This window comes from Paenibacillus nasutitermitis (genome assembly GCF_014641075.1).
Taxonomy (GTDB): Bacteria; Bacillota; Bacilli; order Paenibacillales; family Paenibacillaceae; genus Paenibacillus_Z; species Paenibacillus_Z nasutitermitis.
Genome location: NZ_BMHP01000002.1, coordinates 909,828 through 928,055, shown reverse-complemented (window position 1 = coordinate 928,055; position 18,228 = coordinate 909,828). Strand labels below are relative to the sequence as shown.

Annotated in this window: 19 protein-coding genes; 16 read left to right on the top strand and 3 right to left on the bottom strand. The window is 50.8% G+C overall.

The features are described from left to right. Positions 1-9: 9 nt before the first annotated feature. The 13 genes from IEY46_RS14435 (at position 10) to IEY46_RS14375 (ending at position 12,191) form a co-directional block, all read left to right on the top strand. A complete protein-coding gene (locus IEY46_RS14435; RefSeq protein WP_188992691.1) occupies positions 10-789 on the top strand; it encodes a segregation and condensation protein A in 780 nt (259 codons plus the stop codon). Beyond that, positions 758-1,378 (top strand): SMC-Scp complex subunit ScpB, encoded by a 621-nt coding sequence (gene scpB / locus IEY46_RS14430; protein WP_188992690.1) that lies wholly within the window; start codon positions 758-760, stop codon positions 1,376-1,378. The genes IEY46_RS14435 and scpB overlap by 32 nt, the downstream gene beginning before the upstream one ends. A gap of 61 nt (positions 1,379-1,439) precedes the next feature. Next, positions 1,440-2,135: a DUF2953 domain-containing protein gene (locus IEY46_RS14425; protein WP_188992689.1), complete on the top strand. Its 696-nt coding sequence runs from the start codon at positions 1,440-1,442 to the stop codon at positions 2,133-2,135. Positions 2,136-2,231: 96 nt separating this feature from the next. Continuing rightward, entirely contained in the window at positions 2,232-2,705 is a 474-nt protein-coding gene (ytfJ, locus tag IEY46_RS14420; RefSeq protein WP_188992688.1) for a GerW family sporulation protein, read from the top strand. A gap of 382 nt (positions 2,706-3,087) precedes the next feature. After that, on the top strand, positions 3,088-4,302 hold the full coding sequence (locus tag IEY46_RS14415; protein ID WP_188992687.1) for a D-alanyl-D-alanine carboxypeptidase family protein: 1,215 nt from the start codon (positions 3,088-3,090) through the stop codon (positions 4,300-4,302). Next, entirely contained in the window at positions 4,296-5,003 is a 708-nt protein-coding gene (locus IEY46_RS14410) for a nucleoside recognition domain-containing protein (protein ID WP_188992686.1), read from the top strand. Before IEY46_RS14415 ends, IEY46_RS14410 begins: the two co-directional genes overlap by 7 nt. Further along, a complete protein-coding gene (locus IEY46_RS14405; protein WP_188992685.1) occupies positions 4,996-5,529 on the top strand; it encodes a spore maturation protein in 534 nt (177 codons plus the stop codon). The genes IEY46_RS14410 and IEY46_RS14405 overlap by 8 nt, the downstream gene beginning before the upstream one ends. A gap of 135 nt (positions 5,530-5,664) precedes the next feature. Continuing rightward, positions 5,665-6,405, top strand: coding sequence for a pseudouridine synthase (locus IEY46_RS14400; protein ID WP_188992684.1), 741 nt, complete (start codon positions 5,665-5,667; stop codon positions 6,403-6,405). Positions 6,406-6,522: 117 nt separating this feature from the next. Next, complete coding sequence (locus IEY46_RS14395; protein WP_188992683.1) at positions 6,523-7,050, top strand: redoxin family protein; 528 nt, start codon at positions 6,523-6,525, stop codon at positions 7,048-7,050. A 19-nt stretch (positions 7,051-7,069) separates the two neighbouring features. Next, positions 7,070-8,737 carry a cytochrome c biogenesis protein ResB gene (resB, locus tag IEY46_RS14390; RefSeq protein ID WP_229750294.1) on the top strand — a complete coding sequence of 556 codons (1,668 nt, stop codon included), beginning with the start codon at positions 7,070-7,072 and terminating at the stop codon, positions 8,735-8,737. Then, positions 8,734-9,996, top strand: coding sequence for a c-type cytochrome biogenesis protein CcsB (gene ccsB, locus IEY46_RS14385; RefSeq protein ID WP_188992681.1), 1,263 nt, complete (start codon positions 8,734-8,736; stop codon positions 9,994-9,996). Before resB ends, ccsB begins: the two co-directional genes overlap by 4 nt. Positions 9,997-10,022: 26 nt before the next feature. Further along, complete coding sequence (locus tag IEY46_RS14380; RefSeq protein WP_188992680.1) at positions 10,023-10,739, top strand: response regulator transcription factor; 717 nt, start codon at positions 10,023-10,025, stop codon at positions 10,737-10,739. Between the two features lie 3 nt (positions 10,740-10,742). Beyond that, entirely contained in the window at positions 10,743-12,191 is a 1,449-nt protein-coding gene (locus tag IEY46_RS14375; RefSeq protein ID WP_188992679.1) for a HAMP domain-containing sensor histidine kinase, read from the top strand. A gap of 154 nt (positions 12,192-12,345) precedes the next feature. On the opposite strand, the gene serA is transcribed toward IEY46_RS14375, so the two are convergent. After that, on the bottom strand, positions 12,346-13,938 hold the full coding sequence (gene serA / locus IEY46_RS14370; protein WP_188992678.1) for a phosphoglycerate dehydrogenase: 1,593 nt from the start codon (positions 13,936-13,938) through the stop codon (positions 12,346-12,348). A gap of 333 nt (positions 13,939-14,271) precedes the next feature. Between serA and IEY46_RS14365 the strand changes: the two genes are divergently transcribed. Continuing rightward, positions 14,272-14,598 (top strand): rhodanese-like domain-containing protein, encoded by a 327-nt coding sequence (locus IEY46_RS14365; protein ID WP_188992677.1) that lies wholly within the window; start codon positions 14,272-14,274, stop codon positions 14,596-14,598. A gap of 6 nt (positions 14,599-14,604) precedes the next feature. On the opposite strand, the gene IEY46_RS14360 is transcribed toward IEY46_RS14365, so the two are convergent. Next, positions 14,605-15,525 (bottom strand): hypothetical protein, encoded by a 921-nt coding sequence (locus IEY46_RS14360; protein ID WP_188992676.1) that lies wholly within the window; start codon positions 15,523-15,525, stop codon positions 14,605-14,607. A 102-nt stretch (positions 15,526-15,627) separates the two neighbouring features. Here IEY46_RS14360 and IEY46_RS14355 point away from each other — a divergent pair, with 102 nt between their 5' ends. Continuing rightward, positions 15,628-16,221 (top strand): CPBP family intramembrane glutamic endopeptidase, encoded by a 594-nt coding sequence (locus IEY46_RS14355; RefSeq protein ID WP_188992675.1) that lies wholly within the window; start codon positions 15,628-15,630, stop codon positions 16,219-16,221. 246 nt (positions 16,222-16,467) lie between these two features. Next, the gene (locus IEY46_RS14350) at positions 16,468-17,325 is read left to right on the top strand and encodes a metallophosphoesterase (protein ID WP_188992674.1); all 858 of its coding nucleotides are present in this window, start codon (positions 16,468-16,470) and stop codon (positions 17,323-17,325) included. Here IEY46_RS14350 and IEY46_RS14345 read toward each other — a convergent pair. Further along, the gene (locus tag IEY46_RS14345; protein ID WP_188992673.1) at positions 17,276-18,217 is read right to left on the bottom strand and encodes a polysaccharide deacetylase family protein; all 942 of its coding nucleotides are present in this window, start codon (positions 18,215-18,217) and stop codon (positions 17,276-17,278) included. The two genes, IEY46_RS14350 and IEY46_RS14345, sit on opposite strands and share 50 nt — an antisense overlap. Between the last annotated feature and the right edge of the window lie 11 nt (positions 18,218-18,228).

Below are 18,228 nucleotides of genomic sequence, written 5' to 3'. Positions count from 1 at the left end.
GCTGACGCCATGACAGTCACCTATAAGCTGGAAGCGTTCGAAGGTCCGCTTGATCTGCTGCTTCATCTTATTGATAAGGCAGAGATTGACATTCACGAGGTATCCATCAGTGAAATTACGGATCAATATATGGATTATCTAAGTGCGATGCAGGAGTTGGAGCTGGAAGTCACGAGCGAATTCCTTGTCATGGCGGCTACCTTGTTATCCATCAAGAGCAGGCAGCTGTTGCCTAAACCGCCGGTTATCGAAGAGGACTACGACATATGGGACGATGATGGTCTCGATCCCCATGACGACCTGATTGCGAAGCTGGTGGAATACCGGAAATTCAAGCAAATTGCGGAGCAGCTGCGGGAGCAGGAATTCGAGCGGAGTCTTCTGTATACGAAGGAACCCGAGGATTTAACGCCATTCATGAAAGCTGAGCCGGCAAATCCTATTGAAGGTCTACATGTCGGTGATCTGATCAAAGCTTTCCAGAAGGCGCTGCGCAAAGCGGGAAGAAGAAACCGGGTATCGACGATTCACCGGGACGAGATTTCAGTGAAGGACCGTATTCGCGATATCATGGAGCTTTTCCGTGAGCATGAGATCGTCCGTTTCTCCAAGCTGATCCGCGAGGAAATGGGCCGTCATGAAATTGTCGTGACCTTCCTGGCGATTCTGGAGCTGATGAAAATGAAACAGGTAACCTGTTTTCAGCATCAGTTATTTGACGATATTGTCGTTCATTGGAGAGGGGAAGAAGTGGAAAGTGGAATTCTCGAAGTTGAAATCGATTATTGAAGGCTTGCTTTTTATGGCGGGGGACGAGGGATTAAATGCCAAGCAGCTGGCAGACATTTTGGAGCTGGATGCTGCGGTCGCCTCCGATATCGCCAGGGATTTAATGAAGGAATTGAAGCAGAAAAAACGCGGCATTCAAGTGTCGTTTGTCGCAGGCGCGTTTAGATTGACAACTAACCCTGCCCATTCCACCTATTTTGAGCGGATGGCATATACCCCGACCCGGTCGAGCCTGTCGCAGGCAGCGCTGGAAACCTTGTCCATCGTGGCCTACCGGCAGCCGATTACGCGGGTGGAAATCGAAGAAATCCGGGGTGTGAAAAGCGATCGGGCCCTGCATACGCTGGTAGTCAAGGATTTGATTGAAGGCGTCGGGAGGGCGGAAGCGATCGGCAGACCGATTCTATATGGGACGACCAAATCGTTCCTGGATTATTTTGGACTACCTGGTCTGGATGCGCTGCCTGAACCGGCTGATGTGGATGAAGATTCGCTCGACGAGCAGACGCAGCTGCTGTTCGACAAGCTGGAAGACCGCCAGATTACGATCGAGGAAGTGCCGGCGCCCGCGCTGGATGATAATGAATGAGATTTGTCCGTTAGGTCATACTATATCCGACCAATTATAGGGAAACGGGGGAAAGAAGCCCATGCTAGGGTACCCGCTCGGATGGATGATCGCGGCAGGTCTCTTTTTTTTGCTTTTGTTGGCAGCAGCACTCTCGACCGTCGATATTAACGGCCATCTGAAGCGGATCGGTCAGAACGATGAGGCGCAGCTGCATGTGCGCGCACTTCTGGGGTTGATTCATTACCAATGGGAGCTGCCGGGTTTGCGGATGAAAGGCGCGGGAGTAGAGGTGAAGGAGGAAGCTGCAGCAGACAATCTGGGAGGGAGCAATCAAAAATCGGCTACCTATCATGTCAATTCCCATTCGATTGCGAAGTCTTTTGAATCCTTCAATCAGCTTCTCGGCCAAACACGGGACTTGCTGGGCTGGGCCAGAAAAACGCTCGGACATATAGTGGTTTCGGAATGGAGCTGGCATACGGTGGTGGGAACAGGCGATGCCGTTTGGACGGCTATGGCAACTGGCGGGGTCTGGTCGGCTAAAACAACGTCGATCGGTCTCTTGTCACAGCTGGTCCGTTTGACCGGCACCCCCTTGCTCAGCGTGACGCCGATGTATAATCAGGTTTATTTTGCAACGGAGGGAAAATTCAGAGCCAGGATCCGTTTTGGCTATGCGATTTTCGCGGGAATTGCTTTGATGTACCGGCTAAAAAAAAACAAGGGTATCCCCCAGGGTTTGCTTAGCTGGCAGCGCATTTTAATGAGGGCCTGATTGTCTCACATAAAGCAAGCGAATGGCGGGAACGATAAAATTGCAATGTGCAGGTTCCAGATTGACGATAAGATTGATCTTAAGGAGGACAACCTAATGGCCGACCATCCTATTCAAGGCTTAATGCAAACTGCAATGGAAAATATTAAAGAAATGGTGGATGTGAATACCATCGTGGGCGATCCCGTCCAAACGCCGGATGGCAGTGTCATCATGCCGATCTCCAAGGTTGGTTTTGGTTTCGTTGCTGGAGGCAGCGATATCCGGTTTGATCAACAAAATCAAAATCACAAGCAGCCTAATGATGCTCATACGGCTTCCGTTTCATTACCGTTCGGCGGAGGAAGCGGGGGCGGCGTATCCATCACCCCTATCGCATTTCTCGTTGTCGGAACTCAGGGCGTACGAATTGTGCCACTTGATAATCAGACACATCTGATGGAGCGTGTTATTGATTCGGCGCCGAAAGTATTTGATAAAATACAAAGCTTGTTCAAACGCGAAGATGACATGATATTGGAAGATGATTCCAACCTCCAGATCAACCGCCCGGAAGGCACCTATATTTAGTACCCTTAACCGAATTCACACATGAGGGTTCACATTGGATTTGGGCCTGAAGAAACCGTTCTTTCCGGCGGTTTCTTTTTTTGATCCCTTGCACTTGCCTATAATAAGGATCCCATGCCATAAAGAAGAGCATAACCTTAGTGCTTGTTCATATAATAGTACAAGACCCTTTTGCTTAAATGGCCACCAAAAACTCTATGCAGATGCTTACGAAGTGAGTTTTATCCAAAAACTCTTAGCCTATGCTTATGAAGTGAGTTTTTGGTTTCACTGGTGGTTGTTCGCTGAAGGCCACCAAAAACTCTTAGCCTATGCTTACGAAGTGAGTTTTTGGTTCTTGCAGGTGGTTGTTTCCCACCAAAAACTCTTTAGGAGGAAACGTATGAGGCTTGTCCGTTTATTGATTTGTGTTTCCGGGATATGGACTCTTGTCTGTTCGGCGCTGTCTGGTGCAGGTGCTCCTGGCGCCGCCCATGCCGCCCCTCCGGAGCCGATAGCCACACATGCACAAGCTGCCGCGCTCATTGATGTGGAATCCGGACGGCTTTTATACACTTTTCAAGGTGATAAATCAATGAAAATCGCCAGCCTGACTAAGATAATGACCGCCATTGTAGCTATCGAGCACGGCAAGCTCTCGGACATGGTCAAAACAAGCAAACGGGCAGCAGGGAGAGAAGGTTCCTCGATTTATCTCAAGCTTGGCGAGGAGATGAGTTTGCAAAATATGCTCTATGGCCTCATGCTGCGTTCGGGCAATGATGTGGCTACGGCGATTGCCGAGCATGTGGGCGGCTCCGAGGAAGGATTTGTCCATATGATGAATGAGAAAGCGCAAATGCTGGGGATGTCCCGTTCGCAATTTATGAATCCGCATGGACTGGATATCGAAGGGCATTATTCCTCGGCCAATGATTTGGCCAAGTTGACCGCCTATGCGCTGAAGAATCAGACCTTCAAGGAAATTGTTAAAACCAAGGTGAAATCCGCTCCCAACCCCAATGAAAAATGGGATTATTCCTGGAAAAATAAAAATAAAATGCTCACGATGTACGATGGCGCAGATGGCGTGAAAACCGGCTATACCAAGCAGGCTTTCCGCTGTCTGGTCAGCTCGGCGACACGAAATGGACAGCAGCTCGCTGTTGTGACGCTGAATGACGGCGATGACTGGATGGATCATCAGAAGCTGCTTAACTGGGGATTTGCCCATTATCCCCTCGCCGAAGTCACTCATAAGGGGCAGCCGGTAAACGGCTATCCCTTGGCCGTTGGCCGGACGCTCCGCTATCCCTTGGCCGATGGGGAGAAGGAACAGCTGCGCTCCCGTCTGGTTCTGACTGATCAGAAGGCGACCTCTTATTCGCTGGGAGAGCGCGGCACGATTGAATGGTATATGGGGGATATGAAAATCGGTGCGACGCCGGTATATGAACCGCGAAGCGAGCGTAGCCTCCTGCCTGAAAAACCGGCTTGGACAGCTGAAGGCGGCAAAGATGCTGATCTTTCCGCCAAGCCTTGGCTGCACTCATTTGGCAGTGCATTGAAGTTGACGCTCTCCACGTTATTCGGGGGAAAGGAGAGGGCAGGATGGTAAATTGGATCTGGTTGTTTTTTATTGCCGTCAGTTTTGTTGCCGCTGTCATTAACGGGCGGATGGAAGCTCTGACGGAAGCGGCCTTTGAAGGCGCCAAGAGCGGCGTAACCGTCAGCTTTGGTTTGATCAGTGTGATGGTTCTGTGGCTCGGAATTATGCGCATTGCCGAGGATGCGGGTCTGCTCCGAAAAATGGCATCTTTGCTGCAGCCCATCGTGCGGTTTTTGTTTCCTGACGTACCCAAAGGTCATCCGGCGCTTGGCTATATCATGAGCAATATGAGCGCAAACATCCTTGGCCTGGGCAATGCGGCCACCCCAATGGGAATCAAAGCGATGCAGGAGCTGCAGAAGCTGAATCCGGACAAGGAGACGGCGACGCCCGCCATGTGTACGCTGCTTGCGCTGAACACATCAAGTATTACGCTGGTGCCAACAACCTTAATCGCGATCCGGATGACCTACGGCTCGGCGCATCCGGCGGAAATTGTCGGGACTACCCTGGCCGCGACGCTGGTCGCTACGGCAGCCGCCATTGCAGCAGACCGGTGGTATAGAAGCCGCGCGAAACCGCCTAAATGGACGGACAAGGATGGAGGTCATATATACAAATCCATAAAACCTTCGCCAGAGGCTTCTTCCCTTGACGGCGTCCCTCCTAATGCCAGCGCTGGCAGCGGAAAGGGTGAGGTCTTTGTATGAGTGGATAACCGTCTTCTCGGCGTGGGCAATACCCTTTATTATCGTCTTTATCCCGCTCTATGCGGCTTTTCGCAAAGTTCCTGTTTATGAAACCTTTCTGGAGGGAGCCAAAGATGGGTTCGGCACCGCCGTTAACATTATCCCGCACCTTGTCGGCATGATGGTGGCCATCAGCATGTTCCGCGCCTCCGGTGCGATGGATATGCTCGCATCCCTGATCAGTCCTTTGCTTCATCAGCTCGGAGTACCCAGCGAGGTGCTTCCCCTGGGCCTGCTGAGGCCCCTGACGGGAGCGGGTTCGCTGGCATTTACCGCGGAGCTGATCAAGACGTACGGCCCTGATTCGATGATCGGACGCATCGCCTCTACGATTCAAGGCAGCACGGACACGACTTTATATGTGCTTACCGTTTATTTTGGAGCAATCGGCATCCGCCGCAGCCGTTACGCGCTGAAAGTGGGACTTTTCTCTGATCTGGTCGGATTTGCAGCCGCTATTATCATTTGTTTATATGTGTTTGGCTGATTCATCCAGGAAGCCTGTACAAGGGACGCTTTCTCTTTGTGAAAAGAGAAGGCTTGCGACCCTTGTGCGGGCTTCTTTGAACAACCTTTCCTTTGCTGCCGCTTTTAGGGTATGATGAAGAATGAGGTGAAAGCATTGGAACGTTTACAGAAAATATTGGCGCATGCGGGCGTGGCTTCAAGGCGCAAATGCGAGGAGCTTATTTTATCCGGACAGGTGGAAGTTAACGGGGAGCCTGTGACGACGCTCGGCGTCAAAGCGGACCCTGCCGTGGATGTGATTACGGTTAAAGGCAAGCCGATCAAGAGCGAGAAGAAGCTATATCTCGTGCTTAATAAGCCAAAAGGAGTCATTACGAGCGCCAGCGACCCTCAGGGACGCACGATCGTATCTGACTTTCTTCATGGTATTACAGAACGGGTATATCCGGTTGGAAGGCTGGATTATGATACCGAAGGGCTCCTGCTTTTGACGAACGATGGAGAGTTTGCCAATTTGCTTACGCATCCCAGCCATCATGTACCCAAGACCTATTGGGCGACGGTGAAGGGAGTGCCTCACGGCAGTCTGCTGGAGAAGCTTCAGAACGGCGTCATGCTTGACGACGGAATGACGGCTCCCGCGGAGGTGGAGTACCATGATGTGGATACGGTGAAAAACCAGTCGACAATTGCGATTACCATCTATGAAGGCCGCAATCGTCAGGTAAGGCGCATGTTCGATGCCATTTCACACCCGGTTATTCTGCTCCGCCGTATCAAATTTGGCGAATTGAGCCTGCTGGGACTTAAAAGAGGGAAATATCGCCATTTGGAGCCGAAGGAAGTTGAACTCCTGTTGAAATCAGCGGTTAAGACACATAAAATTCAAAAATAACGAGCGGCGGCAACCTCAATTGCCGTCGGTTTTCGTTATAATCAATATGACAGTGGCCGGGGTATGCATGCCCTGGTTAGAGGTTCTATTTGAAGCATAGGGCGGTGAATAACACTCGTGAAATCAAACCGCAGAGCATTGCAGATTGTTATATTTCTCGGTGTTCTGGTTCTGGGCGGTTATGCCATCGGCAATGCCCTGTTCGCTTCCAGCGACGGCCTGCCGCAGAAGGGCGATAAGCCGCCAAGCTTCGCACTGCTGGGCACTGACGGCAAGACGCATAAGCTCTCCGATTATAAAGGCAAAGCCCTCGTCATTAATTTCTGGGGTACCTTTTGCCCGGGCTGCGTTTATGAAACACCGGATCTTCAGAAGCAGTATGAGAAGCAGGCGGACAAGCCGTTTGAAATTATCGGGATCAATTTGGGCGAAGATAAAATGACGGTGAATAATTTTGTCAAGCAGTACGGAGTAAGCTACACGATAGTTCAGGATGAAAATCGAAAAGTGGAGCGCCAATATGGATTGAAATCGTATCCGACAACTTTTTTTATTAGACCCGACGGAACGATTATGGATATTTTCGTCGGACCGATGACGGAGAAGGACATTGATGAGCGCGTCACGAAACTGCTTCAGTCCTGACCGAAGGAGGTCTTTTTTCTTGTTGGAATTTGAAAACACAAAATGTGAATGCGGGCATCAGAATCCGGTCGGGACCGTACTTTGCGAAAACTGCGGCAAACCGCTGGAGGACAAGGAAGCAGACAGCGACACTCCGCTGGAAATGCGCTATGACGGGATTGCGAGACGCTCGCAGAAAAGCAATCCCTCTATCATCGACAGGGTATGGAGCTTCTTCTCCTCAGTGAAAATTGCGGTCCGGTTGATTGTAATCACGCTAATTGCAGCAATGATCGGCACCATTTTCACACAGGAAAATGCATTTATTTCCTTTGACCCTACGACCTATTACGAGGAGCGTTACGGATGGTTCGGGAAATGGTATTACAAGCTTGGCTTCTCCAATACCTATGAATCCTGGTGGTTTATCCTGCTGCTTGTGATGATCGGCACTTCGCTTGTCATCTGCAGCCTTGATCGTGTGTTGCCTCTTTATCGCGCGCTAAAAAAGCAGCAGATCCGCAAGCATCCCCAATTTCTCAGCCGGCAGCGGACCGTATATGACAGCCCGTTTCCGGAGGAAAAGGCCGAGGATTTTACTATCCTCATCGGGGAGAAGCTAAAGCGGAAACGATACCGTGTACACCGGGATGGCACGGCTTTACTTGCGGAGAAGAATAGATTCAGCCGCTGGGGGCCATACATTAATCATATCGGTCTGATCGTCTTCTTGCTGGCTGTTCTGCTTCGTTCGCTGCCTGGCTGGGCGATGGATACGTATGTGACCGTTCCCGAAGGGGAGACCGTGCAGATTCCGAGTACGAATTACTATTTGAAGAATGAGAAATTTACCATTGACTATTATGAGGATTCCGAATTGCCCGACACGCTGAAGGGAACAGGCAGAGCCAAGCTGTATGAAACGAAGGCGGTTCTTTATTCCTGTACGGCGGATTGCGATGATCCTGCGGCAGGACCAAAGCTTGAGGAAGTCAAACGCCACAATATCATCGTGAATAAACCGCTTTCCTATAAAGGGCTAAAGGCTTACCAATTCGGATTCGATGATACTCTTAAGCTCAAAACGGTCAAGCCGGTGCTGGTCGATAAAACAACCGGTGAAACCTACGGTCCTTTCAATCTGGAAATGCGTGATCCGGAGCTTGAATACAAGCTTGGGCCTTATACGCTCCTGCTGAAGCAGAAATATATGGATTTTACGCTGGACAAGAACGGGCAGCCGGGGACGAAATCCTCCGAGCCCAACGCACCTGCTTTCGTATTCCTGATCAAGGGACCGGGCTTGCCGGAGAGCGGGGAGCCTTACATGTATTTTCCAAAACAGGTGGACAAACAGACCTTCAGCCAGGATGCCATCAACGGAAAGCTTGCGGAGAAGTTTGAAATCAAGGTGGGGTCGATGGATAACGTAACCTTCGCCGGCACCGTAACCACTCTGAATATCCGTACAGACCGCGCAATGCCGTTTATCTGGACGGGAGCGGGCATTTCCATGTTTGGCTTGTTGCTGGGCTCGTATTGGCAGCATCGCCGCATTTGGCTTCGGGCTGACGGGAATCGCTTATTGATTGGAGCGCACACAAACAAAAACAATTACGGCATGCGTGCCGATGTCGCCTCCGCACTCGGAAGCGCAGGTATCGTCGTAGAGCCAAAGTCATTAGATAACGGGGGGAACACTGCGTGAGTTTATTAAATTTCAGCAGCGACATTTTTCTGGCTGCATTTTTCTTGTATTGCTTCGGCTTTATCTTCTATGCGGTTGCAGTAGCGGGAGCGAGATTCAGCAATCGCGATCCCAAAGCGCATCTCCAACGCTGGGGAAGGATTTCCTTTATCGTTTCCCTGCTCGGATTTCTCTGCCATCTGGCTTTCTTTATCACCAGATGGATAGGGGGAGGCCATATACCAACCAGCAATATGTATGAGTTCATGACCTTTCTGGCTATGGCCATCATGTTTGCTTTCATTGTAGTATACGCCATTTACCGCAAGCCGCTTATCGGAATGTTTACGCTTCCGCTGGTTGTCGTTATCGTAGCGTATGCTGCGGTATTTCCACAAGAAGTACAGCCGCTTATACCGGCTCTTGATTCCTACTGGTTGAAGATTCATGTAACAACTGCCGCGATTGGCGAAGCTTTCTTCGGCGTAGGCTTCGCTCTCGGGCTCATGTACCTGCTCCGTACCGTGAATTTCAAGGAAACCGGACATAAAGCACGCAAAGCCCAACGCGCGATTGAGATGGTCATGCTTGTGGGCGTAATCCTTATCGGCTTTCTGGTTTCTGTGTTTGCATTCCGGGCCGCAGGCTATGAAGCTACGTTCTCCCAGGAAACTGTTCGTATCAGCGACTCCGGCGTGGAAAGCTCAGAGATTGCGGACGTTACTTATACGACGCCGCCGATATTCAAGCCTTATAATAGCCATGTCACATCGATGGATTCGTTCCTGGGGATGAAGGATGGACTATTTGAAACACCGCACTGGATGAAGGGTGTAGATGCCGCCCGCAAGTTGAATACTATCGTGTGGTCGATTATTTCCGGCCTTGTTCTGTACGGGCTCATCCGGCTGGTTATCCGCAAGCCAATCGCTGCTGTTATCCAACCGCTGACAAGAGCCATCGATCCGGATGATCTTGATGAAATCAGTTATCGGGCGATAGCGATCGGCTATCCGATATTCACGCTCGGGGCGCTTATCTTTGCGATGATCTGGGCTTATGAGGCCTGGTCCCGATTCTGGGGCTGGGACCCTAAAGAGGTCTGGGCGCTTATTACCTGGCTTTATTACACCGCTTTCCTTCATTTGCGCTTATCGCGCGGCTGGCATGGAACCAAATCCGCCTGGCTTGGGGTAATCGGATTTATAGTGGTTATGTTTACACTGGTCGGAGTTAACCTGGTTCTCGTTGGTCTTCATTCCTATGCAGGTGTCGACTAAATCAAATTGAGAGGAGTCTGATTCGCATGTCAGAAGAAGTGCACCGTATACTGGTCGTGGATGATGAAGAACGGATCCGTCGTCTGCTCAAAATGTATCTGGAGAAAGAGGGGTACGCCATTGTCGAGGCGGAGGACGGGGAAACGGCCCTGCGCCTGGCGACGGCCAGCGACTTTGATTTGATCCTTCTGGATGTAATGCTGCCCGGAATCGACGGAATAGAGGTATGCACCAGACTGCGCCAAGTAAAAACAACCCCCGTTATTATGCTGACGGCAAAAGGCGAGGAAATGAACCGGGTTCAGGGATTTGAAGTGGGAGCCGATGATTATGTGGTCAAGCCCTTCAGTCCGCGGGAAGTTATCTACCGGGTCAAAGCGATTCTTCGCCGTTCTTCCGCCACAGCGTTTCTGACCAAAGAGACGATGACCACCAATAATATCGTTTTTCCGCATTTGATTATCGAGCACGATGCACACCGGGTGATGGCGGGCGGCCAGGAGGTAAGCCTGACCCCGAAGGAATATGAACTGCTTCATTATTTGGCCATATCGCCGGATAAAGTGTTCTCCCGCGAAGAGCTGCTCAAGGATGTGTGGAATTACGAATTTTTCGGCGATCTGCGCACGGTGGATACGCATGTGAAGAGGCTTCGCGAGAAACTCAACAAAGTATCGCCAGAAGCCGCCTCCATGATTACAACCGTATGGGGCGTAGGATACAAGCTTGAGGTTTCCAAGTAAATTATGAAGCTGCTGCGAAGCGTTGTCGGCAAGCTGTGGATCACGATTATCGGTCTGGTCGCCGTTGTTCTGCTGATTCTCGGAATGTTCCTCCTGCAATATATCGACATCACGTTTGAAGAGAATTCGCATAATGTCAAAGTGCTGTTTATGTATACCGCGATTATCGGATTTCTGCTTTCCACATTTTTCGCTTTTTTTCTTTCGACCAAAATAACACAACCGCTGCTGCAAATGAAAAAAGCCGCAGATCTTATTTCGCAAGGGGAATACCGTACCCGTGTTCCGATCCGCTCTTCCGATGAAATCGGAGATCTGGCCAACACCTTTAATCATATGGCCGCCGATCTGGATACGCTGATTCGGGATTTGCACCACGAGAAGGAGCATCTGGCAAGCGTGCTCAGAAGCATGGCGGACGCGGTCATTACGCTGGATGCGCAAGGCCAGGTCATTCTGGCCAATCCTCATGGCCAGCTCTTGATCGAAAGCTGGAACGCTCTTGACTGGAATGAGGAAGACGGGGCAAGCTCTGTGCCGCGGCTGCGTTCCGGAATTCAGGTGCCGGGACCCGTCCTGGATCTCTACCGTCGGGTGCTGCGCGAGGGTAAGGACATGACAGATAAAATTCATGTGCAAAGCGGCGTGTGGTCGGTTGTTATGGCACCTCTGAAATCCAACGATTCCGTGCGCGGCGCCGTAGCTGTAATGAGAAATGTAACCGAAGAATCCAACCTGGAGAAGCTCCGCCGCGATTTTGTCGCCAATGTATCGCATGAAATCCGGACGCCGCTATCCATGCTGCAAGGATACAGCGAGGCGCTGCTGGATGATATTGCAGCTTCTCCAGAAGAGCGGCAGGAGCTTGTCCAGGTCATCCATGACGAGTCGCTGCGGATGGGAAGGCTTGTTAAGGACCTGCTTGATCTGGCCAGAATGGAGGCCGGTCATATTGAGATAAAATTCGAGCAGGTGGATATCAAAGGATTGGTCAAGCGGGTGCACCGCAAATTTCTGGCTTACGCCAAGGAAGAGGGGATCATGCTGCTGTGTGAGTTACCCGAAACCGGCCTGACCATGAATGCCGCAGATGAGGACAGGCTGGAGCAGGTGCTCACCAACCTGCTTGATAATGCCCTTCGACATACACAGCGCGGTGCCCGGATCATAATCTCGGGCCAATATGTGACGAGGGATCGCAAGAGTTTGATCGAGCTGAAGATTCAGGATGAGGGACAGGGGATTCCAGCAGATGATTTGCCTTATATCTTTGAACGGTTCTACAAGGCCGATAAAGCGCGCAAGAGGGTTACATCCTCCGGGGGAACGGGGCTTGGCCTTGCAATCGTGAAGAACATCGTGGAATCCCATCATGGACGAATTGATGTGGAAAGCACAGTCGGCGAAGGCACGGTCTTCACGCTGCTGCTTCCTGTCGAAGCGAAGCTGTAAATGACAAAGCGCTCCTGGCTGGAGCGCTTTTTTTGTTGAAGCAGGCCGACAAATCTTGTTGGTCGTGAAACATTTGCAACAAAAAAAGCCCTCGCTTGGACTCGCTTGGAGGGCTTTTTTGTGGGCTACTTCACAAGCAGCGGAAGCGTGCCGCTTAATACAAAATAATCTCTTTGGCGTTATTCAGATCCGGGAGTTCGGCAATTTGGGAAAGGACATCTTTCGGAACAGCTTTATCCACAGACAGGACCATGATAGCCGCCCCACCGATAATCTTCCGTCCTACCTGCATGGTGGCAATGTTGACATCATTGGTGCCAAGCAGTGTGCCTACGCGGCCGATGATGCCAGGCTTATCATTATGGGAAACGAGAATGAGATTGCCCCCCGGAGCCACATCGACGGGAAACTTGTCAATTTGCACGATCCGTGGACCATAACCGGTGAGCAAGGTTCCGGCTACAAGACGCTCCTCCTGCTTCGAGCGAAGAGAAACAGTAACCAGGTTGGTGAAGTCGCGCGATGTATGGGATTTCTGAATGACGATGTTGACGCTTCGCTCCTTGGCAAGATGCATGGAGTTGACGACGTTGACCATTTCCGAACCCAGGTGATGCGAGAGCACGCCGCGTACAATGTAGCGGGTAAGCGGCTGTGTATCGACTTCCGCCAGTTCACCGGAATAATTGACGGTAATTTCCTGGATGGCCCCTTCCGTCAGCTGAGCAGCGAAGCTTCCGAGTTTCTCGCCAAGATTGAAGTAAGGCTGCAATATGTTGAGCACGTTAGCCGGGATCGGCGGCATATTGACCGCATTCGAAAACGGCTTGTCCCGCAGAATGTTAAGCACCTGCTCCGAGACGTCGATCGCTACATTTTCCTGGGCTTCAACCGTGGAAGCGCCGAGATGCGGCGTAACGATGATTTTAGGATTGGACAGGAATGGATGGTCTGCAGCCGGAGGCTCCGATTCAAAAACGTCGAAGGCCGCACCTGCCACGATACCCTTATCGACAGCTGCTACCAGCGCGATCTCGTCAATGATGCCGCCCCGTGCGCAGTTAACAATGCGCATTCCTTTCTTCATCACTTCGAATTGAGAAGCGCCGATAATATGGCGTGTCTCCGGAGTGAGCGGCGTGTGCACCGTCATGAAGTCGGCATTTCTGACGATATCATCGACCGAGGACAGACGGATGCCGAGTTTTTCCGCACGCTCCTCTGTCAGGAAGGGGTCGTAACCCCAGATTTCCATTCCAAACGCTTTGGCCCGTTTGGCAACTTCGCTGCCGATGCGGCCCATTCCGAGGACGCCCAATATTTTGTTGCGGAGCTCAACGCCCAGGAAGGATTTGCGGTCCCATTCGCCGCCGACTGTTTTCAAATAGGCCTGTGGAATGTGACGGGCAACAGCCATCATCATGGCAAAGGTATGCTCGCAGGTCGTAATCGTGTTTCCGTCCGGTGCGTTAATGACAATAATGCCGCGCTGTGTAGCAGCCTCCAAATCGATATTATCGACGCCGACGCCGGCTCGTCCAACGACTTTGAGCTGTTTGCCTGCTTCCATTATACGTGCTGTAACCCGTGTCTGGCTGCGGACGAGCATAGCGTCGTATTCGCCGATTATGGCGACGAGCTCATCTTCGCTGAGCCCTGGTTTTTTGTCGACAACGACATCCTCCGCATCCACCAGCTTCTGGATACCAAGATCGCTAATCGGGTCTGAAACTAATACTTTGAACATGTCTAATTGCCTCCTGAAAAATTATTTACGCAGGTATACGCCTATGTAGATATAGTAGAAGAGTAAGCTGTTATTAATGAAAGCAGCGGGGTTCGCTTATGGATTCCCGCTGAAGCGCTAAATCGGTTATAAGTCCCTCGTCATAGCGCGGAACCGACAGAAATAGACATGTAACCTTTACTATTCTATAGCAAGGACGCTGATAATTGCAATGGCGAAACTTGCTCATTTGTGAAAATTTAGTTATGATCGACCATGAAAAGCGACCGCTGTAAAAGGCGTCATTACTGCTGCTGGACAGTGGCTGCCATCATAAGCAAAAGGAGAATTCAAATGGAGCTATGGAAAGATATCGAACCGGACGCCTTTCATCTGCTTGCTTCCGGGGGATGGCTTGAGCCAGCTCAAGTAATAGATGTACGCGAACAGATGGAATGGGATTATTATCATCTGGATGGTTCGCTGCTGGTGCCCATGAATACCATACCGGGCAGGCTGGATGAAATTCCGACGGATAAACCGGTCTATATTATCTGTGCGCATGGAGTTCGGAGTACGGGAGTATGCCGTTATTTAACGGAAAAAGGCTACAGCAACCTCCACAATGTGAACGGTGGAATGGCTGCGGTAGCCGCCTTGCGCGGATTTCAATATGATTGAATACCCTTATTCAGGAAAAAAGAATGGCAGCTGAGGCAGCAGCTCCTTGGCGTATAGAACAGGCTTGCTGGTATCGAAGTCCCCGGACCTTACCGCCTCCGTGTCGATCAACAAGTCAATAACGGAACCAAGCGTCTTCATTCCCATTTTGCTCGCCTGTCCCGAACTGATAAACTGATCCACGCGGGAAGTTAAATCCTGCGGATAATAAGGAATAATCAGCATGCGCGACTTGAGCTGCTCCGCGATCACTTTATTCTTCACGACAAGCGGGAGCGTCTTCCATTTGCCAAGGGCCAGGACGGACGTCGTCGAGAATTGATCCGGAATGTGCGGGTCAACGGAACTGCTCCATTTCATCATGGCATAATAATAACTCACCTGGCCGGTTAACGCCTGTTTGACGCCTTCCAGATAGAAGGCATCCTTCACAAGTTCTTTGACAAGCTCTTCCACTGACATATCCTTCGCCGAGCCTGCGCCTCGCTGGGCGGCTTCGCCGAAGAGCTTTAATCCTTTAAGCAGCTGAAGCTGGGATTGTTCAAGGAGAGGCGAAGATGCCGGCACCGAAGCAAGATTGGCTTCCTTGTATTTTTGTTTGGCGGTGCTTGCCAACCCCTTTAACGCGGAGGCAGAATCGGAAATCTGCCCGGTCGATATTTTATGTAAGGTTTGCGTCCATTCGTTTTGAAATTCACGGTAGGGCAGAAATACGGTATGATAGAAGGAGACCAGATCCTGCTGCTGATAGGCGGGTACAAGGCTGGTTTTTCCGCCGCTCAAATGTTTCGTTTGCTCAATGAGCTTAGCTTCGGTCTGATCGGACCCGATTTTTACACCGTAAAAGAAAGCGCCAACGGCACATACCAGCATAAACAGAAAGCCGAGGCTAAATAGCATTTCAGTTCGTGTTAATCGTTTCTCCATGATAATCCCCTTCGTTCTTCTGATCTGATTCGATTGTCCTAATTAGTATAGGTTAAAGTGGTGGAAAAGGAAATATGAACCTTCATGTCAGGCGGTTATGAAATGAAAAAATTCGACATCCGTAAAATACGCTTTAAAACAGTCTCAATCGACCAGATTGACGACCGCCTGCTGCTCATCAATTTGTATGCTACACAGGCCGTTACTTTAGTTATCGGTTTAATATGGATATTTTTTCAGCACCGGAATCCATTTTTATTGTTTGCCTTGCCCAGAGAGCTGAGTTTTTTGTTCTGGGGCCTTGGTTTGGCTGTCGTTGTGATTGCGGTTGACCTGCTGGTTTCCCGGTTTGTTCCCGAGGAGGCAGGGGATGACGGCGGCGTCAATGACCGGATTTTTAAGAACAGGCCTGTCTGGCATATAATCGTTCTCTCCCTGATTGTTTCCATTTGTGAAGAAACCTTGTTCAGAGGCGCTATCCAGCATAACTTGGGACCTTATTGGACAAGTATTGTATTTGCGCTGATACATGTCCGTTACTTGAAGCACTGGATTCCGACAGGACTAGTATTTTCGATCAGCTATGCTTTAGGGTGGATTTATATCCAGTCCGGCTCGCTGTGGGCACCTATCGTCGCGCATTTTGTCATAGATATGGTTATGGGGTTTGTGATTCGCTTCCGGAGGGGGACATGAGCAGGGTTCTCAAACACGGGAAACCGCGCAAGGCGAAGCCGGCACAACGGGTCACAGGACGATTGTCTGAAAGTGCGCAAGAGAAGGGGAATCTGCCATCAAGGCTCCAAAAATTTCCTTCAAACAAATTAATGTTAGCCAAATGGTATTACCGATTGCTTTTTACCCTGTTTATGATCCTTGTGATCGGGCTTGTATTATGGGGAAGGAAGCTGACCGGAATATAAAGAGGAGGCGGATTCTTTAATGTCAGGATGGCTGCTTGCTCTTATATTCGTCGCTGTAGGAATGTTAGTTTATATGAGATGGGAGGCATACCGGTATCAACTGGATCAGCATGAAATTACGCTTGTCCGGCTGCCGGAAGCTTTTGACGGAACGAGGCTTCTATTTATAAGCGATATACATAGAAGAGTTATCCCGGAGGCTGTAGTAGAGCAGTGCAGGGAAGCCGGGGGTGCCGATTTGGTGCTGATCGGGGGGGACTTGCGGGAGAAAGGCGTTCCGCTGGAACGGGTCCGCAGCAATCTGCGAAAGCTGGCCGCCCTCGCACCGGTTTATTTTGTATACGGCAATCATGACCATGACGAGGATATCCGGCCGTTCGAAGTGATGCTGGTGGAAGAGAGAGTCCATCTGCTGGTTAATGAATCCGTTACCTTTGCAAAAAAGGATGGGAGCCGTATCCGGCTTGCAGGGGTGGACGATCCCCGGACCAACCGCGACAAGCTTGCTGTAACGCTCAGCGAGCCCGAGGACGGAAACAAGCTGTTCACGCTGCTGCTTGCCCATGATCCGCTTATTGCCGGCCGTCTGCTGCCGTCTGTGCCGATCGACCTCATTCTGAGCGGGCATACGCATGGCGGACAAATCGTTCTGCCTTTGTTCGGTCCTCTTCTCAAGACCAAATCCCTGCATGCCTACGGGCGTGGATGGTTCAAGCTCCCGGCAAGCCCGCCGGAAAGGCCGGTATCGCCTCTGCTGTTTGTCAGCTGCGGTTTCGGTACGTCCAAATTCCCGCTCAGGCTGCTTGCTCCGGCCCAGTTTCATCTTCTTACTTTGAAGTCTGATCCACACCCGGATCAATCGTCTGGGGATCAATAAATCCGTATCCTTTCGCTTCCAGTTTGGTCAGAAGCGTATCCAGCGCTTCGACCGTCCAGGGAAGCTCGTGCATCAGAATGTTGGCTCCGGGATGGAGCTGCTCCAGGACGTTTTTTATGACCAGCTCGGGCTGCTCCTTCGTGCTTTTTTTGTCCCAGTCCAGGGAACCGTTTGACCAAGTCGTATAAAGCATGCCTTTCTTGTTGACGATCGCTGCGACCTTGTCGCCTCCCGAACCAAATGGCGGCCGGAAGAATACGGGCTCCGTACCAATGGTTTCCTTCACGATATCCTGCACATCCCCAATCTGCTTTTCAATCTTCTCAGCCGATTCTTTCTTTAAATCAATGTGGTCCCATGAATGATTGCCGATCGTCTGTCCGCGGTCGGCTATTTTTTTAAGCAGCTCCGGATGGCTTTTAACGCGGTAGCCGTTAACGAAGAAGACAGCTTTTGCTTTATGCTTATCCAGTGTGTCGAGCAGACTGCTGATCATTTCATCCTCTTTGGGGCCGTCATCGAAAGTGAGCAGCACTACCTTGTCCGGAGTATCGCTCCCGATGGGTTCAAAGCGGTAAGCTTTGGACATTTTGTAAAGCTTCTTTGGGGGATCTGATTCCTCCGGCTTCTGTTCCGAAGGCTCCTTCGTGCTTTCGCCGCCTCCTCCGCTGTTCACAGCGCCGTTTGGCTCCGGTGTCTTGCTTGCTTCGGGATCTGCGGGTTCCGGGTCTTGTGACGTGTTTGTTCCATTAGAGTCAGACTGCGTCGATGGCGCGTTCGCAATAGCATTATCATTTGACGGGACGTTTCCCGTTTTTGAGGCGCAGCCCGAGATCAGCAAAGTTCCAAGGGTGAGTACCAGAAAAATTTTATTTTTTTGTAAGGTCGGCATCGTATTCCTCC